The 16,503-nt window shown below is 50.1% G+C and carries 17 protein-coding genes; 15 read left to right on the forward strand and 2 right to left on the reverse strand.

Features of this window, described 5'->3' with window-relative positions:
* The first annotated feature begins 6 nt into the window (after positions 1–6).
* The 9 genes from AC9UES_RS02040 (at position 7) to AC9UES_RS02080 (ending at position 8,475) form a co-directional block, all read left to right on the forward strand.
* Positions 7–162, forward strand: a complete 156-nt coding sequence (locus AC9UES_RS02040) for a hypothetical protein (RefSeq protein ID WP_509526387.1) — start codon at positions 7–9, stop codon at positions 160–162.
* Between the two features lie 41 nt (positions 163–203).
* The gene (locus AC9UES_RS02045) at positions 204–959 is read left to right on the forward strand and encodes a YebC/PmpR family DNA-binding transcriptional regulator (RefSeq protein ID WP_509526273.1); all 756 of its coding nucleotides are present in this window, start codon (positions 204–206) and stop codon (positions 957–959) included.
* Between the two features lie 2 nt (positions 960–961).
* On the forward strand, positions 962–1,516 hold the full coding sequence (gene ruvC / locus AC9UES_RS02050) for a crossover junction endodeoxyribonuclease RuvC (protein WP_509526276.1): 555 nt from the start codon (positions 962–964) through the stop codon (positions 1,514–1,516).
* Positions 1,517–1,529: 13 nt separating this feature from the next.
* Positions 1,530–2,108, forward strand: a complete 579-nt coding sequence (ruvA, locus tag AC9UES_RS02055) for a Holliday junction branch migration protein RuvA (protein ID WP_509526278.1) — start codon at positions 1,530–1,532, stop codon at positions 2,106–2,108.
* Positions 2,105–3,100, forward strand: coding sequence for a Holliday junction branch migration DNA helicase RuvB (gene ruvB / locus AC9UES_RS02060; protein ID WP_509526389.1), 996 nt, complete (start codon positions 2,105–2,107; stop codon positions 3,098–3,100). The genes ruvA and ruvB overlap by 4 nt, the downstream gene beginning before the upstream one ends.
* Before the next feature lie 67 nt (positions 3,101–3,167).
* Entirely contained in the window at positions 3,168–3,497 is a 330-nt protein-coding gene (yajC, locus tag AC9UES_RS02065) for a preprotein translocase subunit YajC (RefSeq protein WP_509526281.1), read from the forward strand.
* 15 nt (positions 3,498–3,512) lie between these two features.
* Positions 3,513–5,246 carry a protein translocase subunit SecD gene (gene secD, locus AC9UES_RS02070; RefSeq protein ID WP_509526283.1) on the forward strand — a complete coding sequence of 578 codons (1,734 nt, stop codon included), beginning with the start codon at positions 3,513–3,515 and terminating at the stop codon, positions 5,244–5,246.
* Positions 5,246–6,196, forward strand: coding sequence for a protein translocase subunit SecF (gene secF, locus AC9UES_RS02075; RefSeq protein ID WP_509526285.1), 951 nt, complete (start codon positions 5,246–5,248; stop codon positions 6,194–6,196). Before secD ends, secF begins: the two co-directional genes overlap by 1 nt.
* Before the next feature lie 47 nt (positions 6,197–6,243).
* Positions 6,244–8,475: a RelA/SpoT family protein gene (locus tag AC9UES_RS02080; RefSeq protein WP_509526288.1), complete on the forward strand. Its 2,232-nt coding sequence runs from the start codon at positions 6,244–6,246 to the stop codon at positions 8,473–8,475.
* A 6-nt stretch (positions 8,476–8,481) separates the two neighbouring features.
* Here AC9UES_RS02080 and AC9UES_RS02085 read toward each other — a convergent pair whose 3' ends face one another.
* Positions 8,482–9,714 carry a DUF349 domain-containing protein gene (locus AC9UES_RS02085; RefSeq protein WP_509526291.1) on the reverse strand — a complete coding sequence of 411 codons (1,233 nt, stop codon included), beginning with the start codon at positions 9,712–9,714 and terminating at the stop codon, positions 8,482–8,484.
* A gap of 31 nt (positions 9,715–9,745) precedes the next feature.
* The gene (locus AC9UES_RS02090) at positions 9,746–10,525 is read right to left on the reverse strand and encodes a peptidylprolyl isomerase (RefSeq protein WP_509526293.1); all 780 of its coding nucleotides are present in this window, start codon (positions 10,523–10,525) and stop codon (positions 9,746–9,748) included.
* 76 nt (positions 10,526–10,601) lie between these two features.
* On the opposite strand from AC9UES_RS02090, the gene AC9UES_RS02095 reads away from it, so the two are divergent.
* The 6 genes from AC9UES_RS02095 to ruvX all read left to right on the forward strand — a co-directional run bounded on the left by AC9UES_RS02095 (position 10,602) and on the right by ruvX (position 16,499).
* Positions 10,602–11,912 carry a replication-associated recombination protein A gene (locus AC9UES_RS02095; RefSeq protein ID WP_509526296.1) on the forward strand — a complete coding sequence of 437 codons (1,311 nt, stop codon included), beginning with the start codon at positions 10,602–10,604 and terminating at the stop codon, positions 11,910–11,912.
* A 167-nt stretch (positions 11,913–12,079) separates the two neighbouring features.
* Entirely contained in the window at positions 12,080–12,709 is a 630-nt protein-coding gene (gene rpsD / locus AC9UES_RS02100) for a 30S ribosomal protein S4 (RefSeq protein ID WP_509526299.1), read from the forward strand.
* A 23-nt stretch (positions 12,710–12,732) separates the two neighbouring features.
* A complete protein-coding gene (locus AC9UES_RS02105; RefSeq protein WP_509526301.1) occupies positions 12,733–13,080 on the forward strand; it encodes a DUF948 domain-containing protein in 348 nt (115 codons plus the stop codon).
* A 2-nt stretch (positions 13,081–13,082) separates the two neighbouring features.
* Positions 13,083–13,364 (forward strand): hypothetical protein, encoded by a 282-nt coding sequence (locus AC9UES_RS02110; RefSeq protein ID WP_509526303.1) that lies wholly within the window; start codon positions 13,083–13,085, stop codon positions 13,362–13,364.
* A gap of 6 nt (positions 13,365–13,370) precedes the next feature.
* Entirely contained in the window at positions 13,371–16,028 is a 2,658-nt protein-coding gene (gene alaS, locus AC9UES_RS02115) for an alanine--tRNA ligase (RefSeq protein ID WP_509526305.1), read from the forward strand.
* Entirely contained in the window at positions 16,029–16,499 is a 471-nt protein-coding gene (gene ruvX / locus AC9UES_RS02120) for a Holliday junction resolvase RuvX (protein WP_509526307.1), read from the forward strand. It begins immediately after the preceding gene.
* Positions 16,500–16,503 lie beyond the last annotated feature (4 nt).

Below are 16,503 nucleotides of genomic sequence, written 5' to 3' on the forward strand. Positions count from 1 at the left end.
GAAAGAGTGGGGGAGGCTGTAAAGGTCCTCTCGAAGCTAAGCGATGGGAGAGTGGTTGCAGTTAGGCAGCAGAACATGTTGGCAACATCGTTTCACCCCGAGATCACTGGCGAAACCTTTGTCCACGAGTACTTTTTGAAGATGGCAAGTTCACCCCAATAGTTCTGATTTAGAATTCATAGCGAAAGTATTCAAGGAGAAAAATGTCCGGTCATTCCAAGTGGGCCACCACCAAGCACAAAAAGGCGATCATTGACTCGCGCCGTGCAAAACTTTTCGCCAAGCTGATCAAGAACATTGAGGTTGCCACTCGAACCGGTGGTCCGGACATGGACGGTAACCCCACTCTGTATGACGCTGTGCAGAAGGGGCGAAAGAGCTCCCTGCCTAACGACAACATCGAGCGCGCAATCAAGCGCGGATCAGGTCAAGATGCTGACGCTGTTGAATATCAGACAATTTTCTACGAAGGCTATGGCCCAAATGGAATTGCGATTCTCATCGAGTGTTTGACCGACAATAAGAATCGCGCAGCAGCCGATGTGCGATTGGCCGTAAGCCGTAACGGTGGAACAATGGCTGATCCAGGAAGCGTTTCCTATCTTTTTAGCCGTAAGGGAGTAATCACGATTGAGCGCTCGGATTCAGTTAGCGAAGATCAAATCCTGGAGGCGGGTTTGGAGCACGGACTGGAAGACATCGAAGCTAGAGACTCCAGTTTTGTACTAACAACTGACCCTTCCAAAATGGTCTCCGTTCGGTCCGCGTTACAGAGCGCGGGTCTGGACTATGACAGCGCGGATGTTGAGTTCGTCCCGGCCGCTTCAATCCAAGTAGACGTCGATACTGCCCGAACTGTAATCAAACTAATTGAGGCACTAGAAGACTCCGACGAAGTTCAAAGCGTTTATTCAAACTTCGATATGTCCCCAGAAGTGCTAGCGGAGCTAGAAGCCTAAGCGTGACCAGAATCCTGGGAGTTGACCCTGGCCTTACTCGCTGTGGTGTTGGCGTTATTGATCTTGGCAAGTCCCGAAAGACCACATTGGTATTCGTAGGAGTGATTCAGTCTCCAAAAACTGCAGAGCTTGACTCAAGAATTGGCGCGATTGGAACCGAGCTCGAGACTTTGATTTCTAAGTTCAAGCCCGATGTGATTGCCATTGAACGAGTCTTTTCGCAACAGAACCTGTCTTCAGTTATGGGTACTGCCCAAGTTGCCGGGGTCGCTATCTTCTTGGCTCATAAGTACAAGATTCCGATGGCCATGCATACCCCTACCGAGGTCAAGGCCGCGGTTACGGGGTCTGGTCGAGCGGGCAAAGTTCAGGTAGGTGCGATGGTTGCAAAGCTTCTCGGCCTTGATGAGGTCCCCAAGCCGGCGGACGCCGCGGACGCTCTGGCTATCGCCATCTGTCAGGGCTACAGAGGATCAAATAGCTCCGCGAGCTACACCAAAGCTCAACAGAAGTGGCACTCCGCAGTGAAATCAGCAAGAGGCAAATCCAATCGCTAGTTAGGCTAAGTTCGTGATTGCCTCAGTGTCAGGAAAAGTGTTAGCAAGCACGCTTGGCGCGGTCACCCTAGAAGTTGGTGGCGTTGGGCTGCTCGTGCACACCACCAATCGAATCGCTTCAACAATAGCTATCGGTCAGAACGCGACTCTCCAGACGGTGCTTGTGGTCCGCGAGGACTCCCTCACACTCTATGGATTTCTAGATGCTATGGAGCTGGAGACTTTCGATCTTCTCAGATCCGTAAATGGAGTTGGTCCGAAATCAGCACTTTCCATTCTGACTTCACTCTCCGTCGCGGAGATTGCCGACGCAGTTGCCAGTGAATCCGATGCGGTTTTCAGGTCAGTGTCCGGAGTAGGAGTAAAAACTGCGAAGCTAATAGCCCTCTCATTAGCTGGAAAGATTTCTGGTGGCTCGAGCACGTCAGCTAGCTCTGGAAAAGCTAGGGCAAGCGTGGACGCTCTTGTAGGACTTGGTTACAGCGAGAAAGAAGCAACAATTACAGTCCGCAAGGTTTCGAGTCCAAATATGTCGGACCAAGACATTTTGAAGCTTGCACTTCAGCATCTTGCAAAGTCTGGCTCCAAGTGAACGATATCTTGAGCCCTGCTCTTTCAGAAAGTGATTTGGCGTTTGAGTCTGCACTAAGGCCGACAACTCTTGCGGAGTTTGTAGGCCAAGATAATGTCTCAAAGCAACTGGGGCTTCTTCTAAAAGCTGCGTCGTTACAAAATCGTGCACCAGATCACATCTTGCTGGCTGGTCCTCCAGGGCTAGGTAAAACAACTCTTGCGATGATTGTCGCTTCCGAGATTGGATCAGGACTTCGAATTACCAGCGGTCCAACAATCCAGCATGCGGGGGACCTCGCGGCAATTCTTTCTTCGCTTTCCGCTGGTGAGGTGTTGTTTATTGACGAGATTCACAGAATGGCTAGACCTGCAGAGGAATTGCTATATCTCGCGATGGAAGATTTTCGGGTCGACGTGATGGTTGGAAAAGGTGTTGGTGCATCTTCTATTTCTCTAGATTTGGAACCGTTTACTCTGGTGGGAGCAACGACAAGGTCTGGGATGTTGCCAAATCCATTGCGTGACCGTTTTGGATACACCGCCAACCTTGAGTTTTACGGCCACGAGGATTTGGCTACGGTTTTGGTTCGCGCAGCCAAGCAGCTAACACTTTCAGCTGAGACTGAGGCCATCGAGTTGATTGCCTCTAGATCTAGAGGTACCCCACGAGTCGCCAACAGGCTTCTTCGGAGGGTTCGTGATTTTGCTTTGGTTGATGGCGCCGGTGTAATTACAGCCGACGTTGCCAAAAAGGCACTTGAGCTTTACGAAGTAGATTCACTTGGTTTGGATCGGTTGGATAAGCAAATACTCGAGGCGCTAATTGTGAAGTTTCAAGGTAAGCCCGTTGGGCTATCCACACTTGCTGTGGCCATTGGAGAAGAGCCTGACACCATCGAATCGGTTGTTGAACCCTACCTCCTTCGGGAAGGCCTAATTCAAAGGACCAGCAAGGGTCGCCAAGCGACTTCTTTGGCCTATCGGCACCTGGGAGCCAGTGAATTCAGTTAACTGGCCCACTAAGGGTTAAGTTATAATTAGCCACGCGCAAAAGCGCGTTTTTTGACGTTAGGCCCTCATGTCGGACACCTTATTTTTCTTCCTTGCCCTGACTTTCTTGGGTGTTTGGATTTTTATCTCTGGACGTAACCGCAAGAAGACTGCTGAAAAGCTCCGCTCGGAAGTTGCGAAGGGTGCGGCGGTAATGCTAACCAGTGGCATTTTTGGAAAGATTTTGAGCGTTAAAGATGATCGAGTCGAACTCGAAACAGCTCCAGGCCAGAAGTTAACTGTTGCAATTGGGGCAGTGAGCAGAATAGATCAAGCTCCGAAGGCCACATCGGCTACTAAGACTTCTAGTACAGCTGCAAAAAAGCCAAAGGCCCCTAAAGCCAATTCCGGAAAGTAATAGGGGAGCACACAGTTGGCAGCTAGCAACACCGTAAAATCGGCACGCAAATCCCTGATTTGGTTACTAGTAATCATTTTCGGACTCGCCGGACTTATCGGCTTCGGGTCAACTACCGACGAGAACGCTAGCTTCACTCCTAAGTTGGCCCTTGATCTTCAGGGTGGAACTCAAATCATTCTTTCTCCGCTGTTGCTGGATGGCCAAGCTGTAACGACCGAGCAATTAGATCAAGCGGTTTCAATTATTCGCCAGCGTGTTGATGCCAGTGGTGTTAGCGAATCTCAGGTGATTACCCAGGGTGATACAAACATCATCGTTTCCATCCCAGGAATCCCTGACGAGAACACACTCGCGCTAATCAAGGCTTCCGCCAAATTGGAGTTTCGACCTGTTTTGGTTACTAGTGCCGGCACACCAACTGCCGCGGTTGATGGTTCGGAGACTTCTGACCCAGACGCAACAGAGTCGCCTGCGCCAGAAGAAACACCAGCAGCAGAAGCGCCATCCGCTGCGCCAACTGACGGCAGTGATTTAAATTGGATCACACCAGAAATCCAAAAAGAATTTGATGATCTTGATTGTGCCTCCGTATTCAGAGAGCCAGGCCAGATCGATGATCCAACTGTTCCCTTGGTTACCTGTGACGTAAACGGATTGTCGAAGTTCATTCTTGGTCCTGTTGAAGTCGATGGAGCAAACATCTCCGACGCATCAAACGGAACGGTCACATCCTCTACTGGTGCTTCGACCAACACCTGGGCTGTGAACCTTGAGTTCGATGAAGTTGGAACCGTGGGTTTCTCGACAGTAACTCAAAGATTGTTCCCACTAGAGCAGCCGAGGAACCAATTCGCGATCACATTGGATGGATTTGTCATCACCGCCCCTACCACCCAGGCAGTCATTACTAATGGCTCGGCCCAGATCACCGGGAGCTTCGATCGCGATTCCTCTAAAGTTCTTGCTGATCAGCTGAAATATGGATCTCTGCCAATTGGATTTGAGGTTCAAAGCCAGGAGAACATTTCGGCAACCTTAGGTCAAGATCAATTAACCAGCGGTCTGCTGGCCGGTTTGGTTGGTTTGATTCTCGTAGTCATCTATTCCGCGTTCCAGTATCGAGGATTGGCGATTGTCACCGTTGGATCGCTTCTGGTTGCCGCCGTCTTGGTGTATTTGTTGATTGCATTCCTTTCCTGGAGACAGGGATACCGATTGTCGATGGCTGGTGTCGCTGGACTCATTGTCGCCATCGGTATTACGGTTGACTCCTTTATCGTTTACTTCGAGCGAGTCCGTGATGAGATTCGTGAAGGAAGAAACCTTGAGGTTGCGGTTGAAAACGCTTGGAAGAGGTCAATTCGAACAATTCTGGCTTCAGATGCAGTTAGCTTCACAGCTGCCACAACTCTGTTTCTTTTGACTGTCGGTAACGTTCGTGGTTTTGCGTTCACTTTGGGACTCACAACAATTGTTGACTTGATTGTCGTGTTTTTCTTCACGCACCCACTTCTGCGGCTACTTGCGCGCACCAAGTTCTTTAGCTCGGGTCATCCTTGGTCAGGCTTTGACTCCAAGGCGTTGAAGGCTTCGGGATACGTTGGCCGAGGTCAATTTAGAGTAACTCCAACGTTGAGCCAAGGAAAAGCCTTGAAGGTTTCCAAAGAAGCCGCCACGAGGCAAACCATTGCCGAACGAAAAGCACAGGCCGCACTCGAAGAAGCAGACAAGTCAGGTGGCAACTAATGTCAAAGTTCAGAGAATTCGGTAACGATCTTTACAGTGGAAGAGTTTCAATCGACGTTGTAGGCCGTCGAAAGCTTTGGTATGGGATTGCCATTGTTCTGGTGATTGTTGCAATCGTTGCTCCGGTAGCCCGTGGCGGATTCAATTTTGGTATTGAGTTTCGAGGCGGCAGCGAGTTCCGTATCGATGGAGTGGGGGACACTTCTCAGCAGGTGGCAAGAGACGCAGTCCAATCAGTTGATCCAGAGACGCAGCCTATTGTTACTTCTGTTGGTGTTGATTCGGTAAGAATACAAACCGAGCAGCTAGATGATGTGACTACCGAAGAGATTCGAATTGCTTTGGCGAATGCCTATGGACTTTCTTCCGGGTCTGTAACCTCATCATTTATTGGGGCTAACTGGGGAGCTGATGTGACATCCAAGGCCCTAAATGGCCTGATTGTGTTTCTGATACTGGTATCAGTCCTTATGGCTTTTTACTTCCGGACGTTCAAGATGTCAATTGCGGCCCTGGCAGCCTTAGCCCACGACGTTGTAATCACCGCCGGAATCTATGCCCTCACCGGATTTGAAGTTACTCCCGCCGCTGTTATCGGACTTCTCACAATTCTCGGTTACTCGCTGTATGACACTGTGGTGGTTTTTGACAAGGTTCGTGAGAATACCCTTGGTGTGGAGTTCTCAGAGGACACAACTTTCGCCTCTCAGGTGAATCTTGCGGTCAACCAGACTCTGGTTAGGTCGATCAACACGTCTGTGGTTGCGATTTTGCCAGTGGCAGCCATTTTGTTCATTGGAGCATTCGTCCTAGGAGTTGGCACCTTGCGCGATATCGCACTGGCGTTGTTCATCGGAATGATTGTTGGTACATACTCTTCGATCTTTATAGCTTCTCCGGTTTATGTTCACCTGCGCGAGAGCGAACCTAGGTTCAAAACAAAAAAATAGAGCTATTCCGTTCGCAAGAGTAGGCTTGAGCCTGGAAGGGCAAGAGCATGACTGACTTAGACTCCAGTTCAATCAGGTCGCGTCTGCCGCGCATTTTCTCAAAACAGCCTTCCTATACCCAAGAGCTCCAGCAGGTTATCAAGTCACTCAAAGCCAATCACCCAAAGGCCGATCTTGGCTTGGTCGAGAAGGCATTCGTTGCCGCTGAAAAGGCGCATTCGGAGCAGCTGAGAAAATCAGGTGAGCCCTACATTTCTCACCCTGTTGCGGTAGCCCAAATTCTTGCCGATCTTGGAATTGGTGCCACCACAATTGCCGCGGCTTTACTGCATGACACCGTCGAAGACACTCCCTATTCTCTGGAAAAACTTCGAAGTGATTTCGGCGATGAGGTAGCCATGTTGGTTGATGGCGTCACAAAGCTGGACAGGATCAAGTTCGGAGATAGCGCCCAAGCAGAGACAGTTCGCAAGATGGTTGTCGCAATGTCTAAGGACATCAGGGTTTTGGTGATCAAACTTGCCGATAGATTACACAATGCCAGAACTTGGAAGTTCGTTTCCGAGGATTCCGCCAAGCGCAAGGCGCAGGAAACGCTTGAGATTTACGCGCCCTTAGCCCACCGTTTAGGTATAAGCACAGTCAAGCTCGAACTAGAGGATCTGTCCTTTGAGATTTTGTACCCGAAGGTTTATGAGGAAATAGTAAACCTAGTGACCCAGCGGACCCCAATGCGCGAGCAGTACTTAGAAGAAGTAATTGGCGCGATAGAAGCAGACCTTAAGGCTGAAAAAGTCAAAGGCAAGGTAGCTGGACGACCAAAGCAGTACTACAGCATTTACCAAAAAATGGTGGTTCGCGGTCGCGAGTTCGATGAAATCTACGATCTGGTTGGTATTCGCGTTCTCGTTCAGTCTGTTAGAGATTGCTACGCCGTGCTAGGTGCTATTCACGCCAGATGGAATCCGGTTCCAGGACGTTTCAAGGATTACATTGCAATGCCCAAGTTCAATCTTTATCAATCACTTCATACGACAGTCATCGGTCCCGAGGGACGTACCGTTGAGATACAAATTAGAACCGCTGAAATGGATCAGCGGGCTCAGTACGGTGTTGCCGCCCACTGGATGTATAAAGAGCAGGCGGGGAAGTCTCAAACTACAACACAAGACGATTTGGTTTGGCTCAAGCACCTATCCGACTGGCAAGCCGAAACGCAAGACCCGGGGGAGTTTCTAGACGCACTCAGGTTTGAAATCGGAGCCAAAGAGGTCTATGTCTTTACGCCAAAGGGTAAAGTCATCGGGTTGCCCTCTGGAGCGACGGCAGTTGACTTTGCGTACGCAGTGCACACCGAAGTTGGAGATAGGACTGTCGGTGCAAAGGTAAACGGACGAATCAGCCCTCTAGATAGCACTCTAAATTCTGGGGACGTCGTAGAGGTACTTACCTCTAAGTCATTAGACGCTTCGCCTTCTAAGGACTGGCTGAATTTTGTTGCCTCACCACGAGCTCGCGCAAAGATAAAGCACCACTTTTCCCAGGAACGGCGCGAGGACGCAATTGAGCTAGGCAAGGAAAATCTCACCAAGGCAATGCGAAAGCTTGGACTGCCATTACAGCAGCTAATGTCTTTGGACTCGCTCGCCAAGTTAGTTGGCGACCTAGGTTTACAGGACGTAAGTGCTTTGTATGCCGCCCTTGGCGAAGGTCATCTATCTGCTCAATCGATAATCGATCGCTTGACGGTAAGTTCGAGTTCCGACCAAGAAAGCGACAGTGAATTTGAGTTGCCAGTTGCAACCAAATCCCCGCGACGCGTAAACGAGGGCGACTCGGGTGTTTTGGTCAAGGGTGATGCTGACGTGATGGTGAAGCTGGCTCGTTGCTGCACGCCGGTTCCTGGGGACAAGATTATGGGATTTGTCACCCGAGGTAGTGGTGTTTCAGTCCATCGTGATGATTGCAAAAACGCAACCTCTCTTAAGCTTGAGTCAGAGCGACTGGTTGATGTTTCTTGGGCACCATCGTCTAAGAGAATGTTCCTGGTGCAAATCCAAGTTGAGGCACTCGACCGCTCTGGACTACTCAGTGACGTAACAAGGGTGCTCAGTGAGCACCACGTGAACATCTTGTCGGCCTCGGTATCTACCAGAACCGACCGGGTTGCGCTCAGTAGATTTGTGTTTGAGATGGGTGACCCCGCTGCGCTGGATCATTTACTAGCTGCAGTGAAGCGAATTGAAGCAGTTTACGACGTATATCGAGTTTCGCAGTAGCTAGTTTTAGTTTTGCTTGACTACTGTGAGCCAGCTTCTTCTAGCCTCTAGTGCGTCCTTAGCCTGTTGAATCTTTGAGCTATCGCCTGCCAGCTCGGCGGCTTCCAATTCCTTCTCTAGTTTTGCAATTGACTGTTCAAGCTGAGAAAGAACTCCGCTAGTTCGCTCAATTGCAGCCGGATCCGATTTACGCCAATTCTCTTGTTCCGCTTCCTTGATTTTCTTCTCAACCGCACGCATTCGGTCATCGGTCTCGCGAATCTTGTCCTTTGGAACCTTGCCGGCTTTCTCATAACGAGCTTGAATCAATAGCAGCTGCTTTTTAGCTTCTGAAAGGTTCGCTATTGGGTCAAGCTTCTCTGCCTCCGCAATTATTAGCAGCTTGGCTTCGTAGTTCGCCTTGAATTCGCCTGACTCTTTAGCAATAACTTCCTTGCGAACTGCGTAGATACTGTCGCCAGCAGCTTTGAATTTGTCCCAGAGCAGGTCATCTTGTGTTCCTTGAGATCGCCCGGCTAGCTTCCACTGATCCAAAAGCTTGCGATACTCCGTCGCTGAGTCAGCACCTTTGGCAACCAGTGCTTCTGCTTGTGTGACAAGGGCTGTTTTCTTGACGCGAACATTCTTACTCTCAGCTGAAAGAGCAGAGAAGAATGCGCGCTTGTTGGCTTCAAACTTGGTTCTCGCCTGAGAGAAGCTCTTCCAGATCGGCTCCGAGTCCTTGCGTGAGATTTTTGGCGCGGCCTTCTGGGATTGCTGCCACTTCTCGAACAGCTCATTCATCTGCGCAGAAGCGGCTTTCCACTGTGTCTTCTTCGGGTCTTTGTCGGCAAGCGCCTGAGCTTTGGCAGCAATTTCTCGTCTGGTAGCAAGTGTCTGCGCAATAGCTTTCCCGGAAGCTTCAGTCTTGTCTTTTTTCATCTGTTCGATGCTTGGAGTGATGCTAGCGACCCGCTCTCGCAGTTCTTGAATATTGCCGACTGCGGCAGGCTCGGCTAGATCCGAGGATAGTTTTTGAGCGGCTTTTGAGATGCTGGCTGCGTCGGCTTTACCTTTTACTCGTTGCTCGAGAATTCTTACGTTGCCTTCTAGCTCAGCAAACTTGCGCTCGAAGTAGGCCAGCGCCTCCTGCATTGGGACACCCGGATATTGACCAACCTTGCGCTCCGAGCCATTGTCGAACACGTAGACGTTGTTGTCTTCGTCTACTCGGCCGTGGCTGTTTACTGTTTGTGTCACCGGTTTGCTCCTGCGGGCTAGTGGTAAGTAATTATCTTAGTTCGATTGCGCCAAGCTTAGTTTCCAGGGCTGGAGGGCCATCGACCCCGCCTCCATCGACGCCGGCATCAATAACTGACTGCAGATCTTCTAGTCCGCCATTGATCTTGCCAAATACTGTGTATCCGCCTGCCTCATCTGCACCTATTGTCGAGTCCTGATAGACAATGAAGAATTGACTACCCATGCTGGCAGCCGCTTCCTCTGCCCCCAGTGCCGAGGAACCAACTCGGGCCATCGCAAGGGTTCCTTTTACGTACAAGTTATCCGCTGGAGCATTCTCAATCGGACCAAAATTGTAGCCAGGACCACCATCTGGGGTATTGCTCGATTGTCCGCATTGGAGCACGAAAATGCCACCGGTAGTTAGCCGATGGCAAGTTATCCCGCTAAAGAAATCCTTACCCGCAAGATCTATAAAGCTCGCAACGGCCTGCGGTGCTAGTGCACCGTCGAGTTCAATTTCCAGGTTTGCATCGCCAACTTGCATGGTGCCTGTCCACGTTCTGCCCTCAGCAATCGAAAGATCAGGAATCGGAGCCGATGGTTCGGTAGGAGTTACCTCCGGAATTATTGCTTCTGGCTCAGGCTTGAGCGCAGTGTAAGTCAGCTGGGAACCCACTGCTAGAGCGATGGCTAGAACTGAAACAACAACGGCAAGACGGTTATCTATTTTTCTTCGAGTCGCCTTACTGGCTTCCAGTTCTTGCTTGGCGGAAAATCTTGCAAGTCTTTCTCGGTCTGAAGATTTCCCGATTGGCGTTTTAGTCAAGGTTGTTCAACTTCCTATTTGGGTTCATTAGAGAGTTTACAAAGCTTTTCAAGGGCTTTCTAATAGCCTTGTGCTTATGAGCCAATCACTGTTTTCGGGGGGAGCCCCGTTAGCTGCCAGGATGCGTCCCAGGACTCTAGCTGAAGTTATCGGTCAGGAAAAGGCTTTATTATCTGGATCTCCCTTGCAAATTCTTGCTAAGGCTGAATCCGCTAACTCTTCTCACACATCAATCCTGATTTGGGGTCCACCCGGCACAGGTAAAACCTCAATCGCCAAAGCAGTCGCGACTTCATCCGGGCGAAGGTTTGTTGAGCTATCGGCGGTGTCTACTGGGGTGAAAGAACTTCGCGAAGTAATTGAGAAAGCTCGCCTAGACCAAGAAACTTACGGTGTAACAACGATTGTATTTCTTGACGAAATTCATAGATTCTCCAAAGCTCAACAGGACGCTTTGTTGCCGTCGGTTGAAAGCGGTGGGATTTTGCTCATTGCAGCTACCACTGAAAACCCTTCCTTCGCCGTAATAGCACCGCTACTCTCCAGATCATTGCTGGTGCGATTGGAGCCGCTATCGCAGGATGCCGTCGCCGACCTTATAAAGAAGGCGATAGTCGAACCCCGTGGACTTGGCTCCAAAGTGGAAATTGAAGATGCTGCCCTAAAAAGAATTGTCGAGGTTTCTGGCGGTGACGCTAGAAGGGCTCTTACCGTTTTAGAGGCTGCGGCTTCTAGGGTTCTGGAGTTATCAGATTCCACCCCTGCGGGGATCGGATTGGAAGATGTGGGTGCGAGCTTGGAATCAGCTCTGGTTCGCTACGACCGTGATGGCGATCAGCACTACGACACCATAAGTGCGTTTATTAAAAGTGTCCGTGGCTCTGACGCGGATGCCGCGATTCACTATCTAGCTCGCATGCTCGAAGGCGGAGAGGATCCCAGGTTTATTGCTAGAAGGCTTATCTTGCTGGCCTCTGAAGACATCGGCCTAGCCGACCCCACAGCACTTTCTATTGCAGTGGCGGCCCACGAGAGCGTCGCGTTAATTGGAATGCCAGAGGGCAGAATTCCTTTGGCGGAGGCAACTGTGTATCTCGCTCTAGCCCCAAAGTCGAACTCTGCATATTTGGCAATCAACCAAGCCATCGCTGATGTAAAAAATGGCTTTGCCCCGACTATTCCTGCCAGCCTTCGAAGTAATTACCTATCTAAGGGGGAGACGGAAGAGGAGTATAGGTATCCCCACGATGACCCGAATTCGGTAGTGAACCAGGTCTATGTTCAGGGTGTACCAGAGTATTTCACCCCAAAGAGCTCAGGCTTCGAGAAGGGTCTCGTGGATCGCTGGACAGCGCTGAAGCGAATTATTCGAGGCAATAGGGCTTGATGGGCCGCTAGTTGCGGTGCTAAACTACCAAGGTTGCCAATTTGAATCCTGAGCGCGGCTGCAAGGGATTAACCAAATAGACAAGAGTCATTTAGCAGACCTTTCTGGGCACACGGGAACGAACCTCTGTCGTTTCATTCTTTGTTTGCCTAACTTGAAAGGAAGCTGTGTCTAAGACATCGCGTACCCGCAGTAAAACTCGTCTGTCCCGAGCACTAGGACTAGCGCTAACACCAAAAGCCGCCAAGTATCTTGAAAAGCGCCCTTACGCTCCAGGTGAGCACGGACGCACCAAAAGAAAAGCCGACAGCGACTTCGCCGTTCGTCTGCGTGAAAAGCAGAGACTAAGGGCTCAATACGGCATTCGTGAGGCTCAGCTTAAAAAGACTTTTGAAGAGGCTAAGCGTGCCACTGGATTGACCGGTGAAAACCTTGTAGAGCTTCTAGAGATGAGACTCGACGCAATTCTTCTTCGTGCAGGCTTTGCCCGCACAATTGCTCAGTCGCGTCAGTTGGTCGTGCACAGACATATTCTTGTAGACGGCCAGCGAGTCGACAGGCCTTCATTCCGCGTCAAGCCCGGTCAACTAGTTCACGTTGCCGAGAAGAGTGAGAAGACTGAACCGTTCCAGGTGGCAGCTGCTGGTGGACACGTGGATGTTCTTCCACCACTTCCTGGTTACCTAGCCGTTGAGCTAGAGAAGCTTCAGATCACACTTAACAGACGACCATTGCGTTCAGAAGTGCCTGTCACTTGTGAAGTTCAGCTCGTTGTTGAGTACTACGCCGCAAGATAGTTGAATCGCTTAGGGAGGTCGCCATGTCACCATCAGAAATTGCGAGCCTAATAGCCGCGGGTGGATTTGTTTTACTTGTGCTTTTTCTGGCAGTTCCGATTTTGAAGCTTGGAAAGCTGATTGATAGAAGCGGTGAATCTTTGGTTCAAATGACCGATGAGCTAACGCCTCTAGTTAGTGAACTTACCGTAACTTTGGAAGAGACGAATCGACAGCTTAAGAAGTTTGATGGGATTTCCTCCGACGTTGCGCAGGTCACCAAGAGCTTTGCCTCAATGGTTGCAATTTTCTCATCTTCAATAGGTGGACCAATGGCAAAGATTGCAGGCTTTGCTGATATTGTGCGCAAATTAGTCGGAAAGAGGAAGTAGAAATGAACAAACTTTTCTGGTTAATAGCTGGTGTCGCTATTGGTGTCGTCGTTGCTAAGCAAATCGAGGAGAATCCTCAGGCTCGCAAAGCTTATGAAGAAGCAAAGGCTTCTTTGCAAGAATTTGCGGACGCCGTAGCAGAAGGCTACAAGGATCGCGAGACCGAACTAACAAAGACTGCAGGCAAGGGTTCTTCCAAGTCGACAGCAAAGCCACGTGCGAAGAAAACCTCGCGCTCATCTGCGAAGAAGCCCGCAGCTAAATCAAAGCCCGCTGGCAAGTAGGTAACTTTGCTTACGGCCGAGATACGTCGCCGCTGGCTCGATTACTTCGCCAGTAAAGATCATGAGATTGTGCCGTCGGCTTCTCTGATATCTGAAGACCCGACTCTCATGTTCACCGTTGCCGGGATGGTGCCATTTATCCCTTACATGACTGGTTTAGTTCCAGCTCCATACAAGAGAGCTACAAGCGTGCAAAAGTGCGTTCGCACCCTCGACATCGATGAGGTTGGTAAGACAACTAGGCACGGAACGTTCTTCCAGATGAATGGAAACTTCTCTTTCGGCGATTACTTCAAACGTGAGGCTATATCTTACGCTTGGGAGTTTCTAACATCCCCGCAGTCGAAAGGGGGATTGGGTTTTGACCCAGAGAAGCTCTGGGTAACTGTTTACAAAGATGACGACGAGTCCATCAAGCTATGGCGCGAAGAAGCTGACATTCCATTGGAGCGTATTCAAAAACGTGGAATGAAGGACAACTACTGGTCGACTGGGCAACCTGGGCCTGCAGGACCATGTTCCGAAATCTATTTTGATCGTGGACCAGACTATGGCGTTGATGGTGGACCTGAAGCCGACGAGAATCGCTTTATAGAAATCTGGAACCTAGTTTTCATGCAGTACCAACGAGGTGCAGGCGATGGCAAAGATGGTTTCGAAATTCTTGGTGAATTACCTTCAAAGAACATCGACACGGGTATGGGGCTCGAGCGAGTTGCATTCATCATGCAAGGCGTTGACAACTTGTACGAGATTGATGAGGTCAAGCCAGTTCTAGATCTGGCAGCAAAGCTCGCGGGTAAAACCTACGGCGCTAATGAATCCGATGATGTTCGCCTCAGGGTGGTTGCAGATCACGTTCGCTCCGCGTTAATGCTTATTGGTGATGGGGTAGTTCCAGCAAATGATGCACGCGGCTACGTCGTCCGCCGATTACTCAGAAGAGTTGTTCGTGCAATGCGCTTATTGGGCGTTGAAAAACCTGTGTTCGCGGAGCTATTCACCCGATCCAAAGACTCGATGAAGGCTAGCTACCCTGAGCTAGACACGGACTTTGCTCGCATCTTACGAATTGCCGTAGCTGAGGAAGAAGCCTTCCTTCGCACCCTAAACGCCGGACTCCTAGTGTTGGACGAAGAAATTGCCAAAGCTAAGAAAGCAGGCAAGAGCAACATCAGTGGAGAAAGCTCATTTCTACTGCATGACACATACGGTTTTCCTGTTGATCTAACCTTTGAAATCGCCGAGGAACAAGGTTTATCTCTAGATCGCGAGGAGTTTAATGTTCTTATGAATGTTCAACGCCAGCGCGCGAAGGACGACGCAAAGACAAAGCGTTCGGGTAATGCCGATCTTTCGGTTTACGGAGAATTCCGCGCCCTTGGATCCACAAAATTCACCGGTTACGAGGAGCTAGTAACTAGCGCAAAAGTTGTGGGCCTTATTCGCGACGGGGCGGTAGTTTCGAGCATCAAGCAAGGCGACGTTGCTGAGGTGATTCTCGACGAAACTTCTTTTTATGCAGAGTCTGGTGGCCAGGACAGTGACTCCGGATTCATTTTCGCAGAGGGCCTATCTCTCGAGGTTCTGGATGTTCAGAAACCAGTAAAGGGACTTGTTTCTCACAGCGTTACAGTCCGAAGTGGTGAAGTCGGTGTTGGATCTAAAGTCTCGGCGCAAGTTTCGGCTGACTGGAGACTAGGAGCAGCGCAGGCGCACTCGGCAACACACGTTATGCACGCCGCTTTACGTCAAGTGCTGGGCCCAAGCGCACTTCAGTCTGGCTCTTACAACAAGCCAGGTTATATGCGTCTTGATTTTTCCTGGAACGAGTCATTAAGCCAATCTTCAATAACTGAAATCGAAGAGGTTGCAAATCTAGCTATTCGTCAAGACCTTGCGGTCCAGGCGGAGTTCATGAGCGTAGAGGAAGCAAAAGCCAGTGGGGCCATCGCCCTTTTCGGAGAAACCTATGACGAACTAGTTCGAGTGATTCAAATTGGCGGTCCTTGGTCAAGGGAGCTTTGTGGTGGTACTCACGTGTCTCGATCGTCTCAAGTGGGGTTAGTGTCAATTCTCGGCGAGGCATCGGTTGGATCTGGTTCACGCCGACTCGAAGCGCTTGTTGGATTTGAAGCTTTTCAAGCTCTGTCCGCCGAGGCTCAAATAGTTGGGCAAATTCTTGAGTCCCTTAAAGTCCCTAAACAAGAATTGGTAGCCAAGGTTAGACAAACTCTTGAGCAGCTCAAAAAAGCTGAGAAGAAGCTAGCATCTCTAGCACTTGATAGTTTCCGTTCTCGGATTCCAGAAGTGGTCAAATCTGTAAAAACGGTCGGAAAGTTTGACTTCTTGCATTACGCGGCCGGTGAAGATCTCTCCGTCGATCAAGTTCGCGAGATCGCGACAGGTCTTTCTCAAGCGCTAGAGAGTAAGGCTTCGATCGTTGCGGTTACGGCTCTAGTAGATAGCAAGATTGCCTTAATTGTTGCAACATCCAGTAAAGCAAGAGAGCTTGGCGTTTCCAGCGGGACCCTAGTAAAGGTGGCCTCTGGAATTTTGGGTGGTGGCGGTGGTGGCAAAGACAACATCGCTCAAGGCGGGGGCCCTGAAACTTCAAAGCTCAAAGAAGCAATTGCTGCTATCGAAAAGGAGTTGGGCTCCTAAATGCGAACTGGCCGGAGGTTAGCAGTCGATGTCGGCAAGGTGCGAATCGGCCTCGCGATTTGCGATAGTGAAGCAATTTTGTCCTCACCTTTAGCAGCGGTTGCAAGATTATCCAGCGCATCGGACACTGTTGCCTCGATTGCGGAACTTGCAGATGTACACGGTGTTATTGAAGTTTATGTGGGCGACCCGCTTTCGCTAAGTGGCAAGGAGACCGCTTCAACCAATGATGCGAGGCTAATCGCTTCGGAGCTTTCTAAAGCCATAGCGGTTCCGGTTCGAATGATTGACGAGAGGCTCACCACTGTCACTGCTACCGCTAAACTTCGAGCTTCTGGCGTCAGCGCAAAAGACAGCAAGTCGATTATCGACAGCGCAAGTGCTGTTGAAATTCTAGAAACTGCGCTTAGTTTCGAAAAGAGTTCAGGCTTGGCTCCAGGACATTTGGTCAGTGATTCTGTTGGGGCGTAGATCG

The sequence above is a fragment of the Rhodoluna sp. genome (assembly GCF_044232805.1).
Taxonomy (GTDB): Bacteria; Actinomycetota; Actinomycetes; order Actinomycetales; family Microbacteriaceae; genus Rhodoluna.

Excerpts from the sequence above, each read along its gene's own strand:
- AC9UES_RS02105 (WP_509526301.1), top strand. The coding sequence starts at position 12,733 with ATGTCACCATCAGAAATTGCGAGCCTAATAGCCGCGGGTGGATTTGTT.
- secF (WP_509526285.1), top strand. The coding sequence starts at position 5,246 with ATGTCAAAGTTCAGAGAATTCGGTAACGATCTTTACAGTGGAAGAGTT.
- AC9UES_RS02045 (WP_509526273.1), top strand. The coding sequence starts at position 204 with ATGTCCGGTCATTCCAAGTGGGCCACCACCAAGCACAAAAAGGCGATC.
- yajC (WP_509526281.1), top strand. The coding sequence starts at position 3,168 with ATGTCGGACACCTTATTTTTCTTCCTTGCCCTGACTTTCTTGGGTGTT.
- AC9UES_RS02080 (WP_509526288.1), top strand. The coding sequence starts at position 6,244 with ATGACTGACTTAGACTCCAGTTCAATCAGGTCGCGTCTGCCGCGCATT.
- AC9UES_RS02110 (WP_509526303.1), top strand. The coding sequence starts at position 13,083 with ATGAACAAACTTTTCTGGTTAATAGCTGGTGTCGCTATTGGTGTCGTC.
- ruvX (WP_509526307.1), top strand. The coding sequence starts at position 16,029 with ATGCGAACTGGCCGGAGGTTAGCAGTCGATGTCGGCAAGGTGCGAATC.
- AC9UES_RS02095 (WP_509526296.1), top strand. The coding sequence starts at position 10,602 with ATGAGCCAATCACTGTTTTCGGGGGGAGCCCCGTTAGCTGCCAGGATG.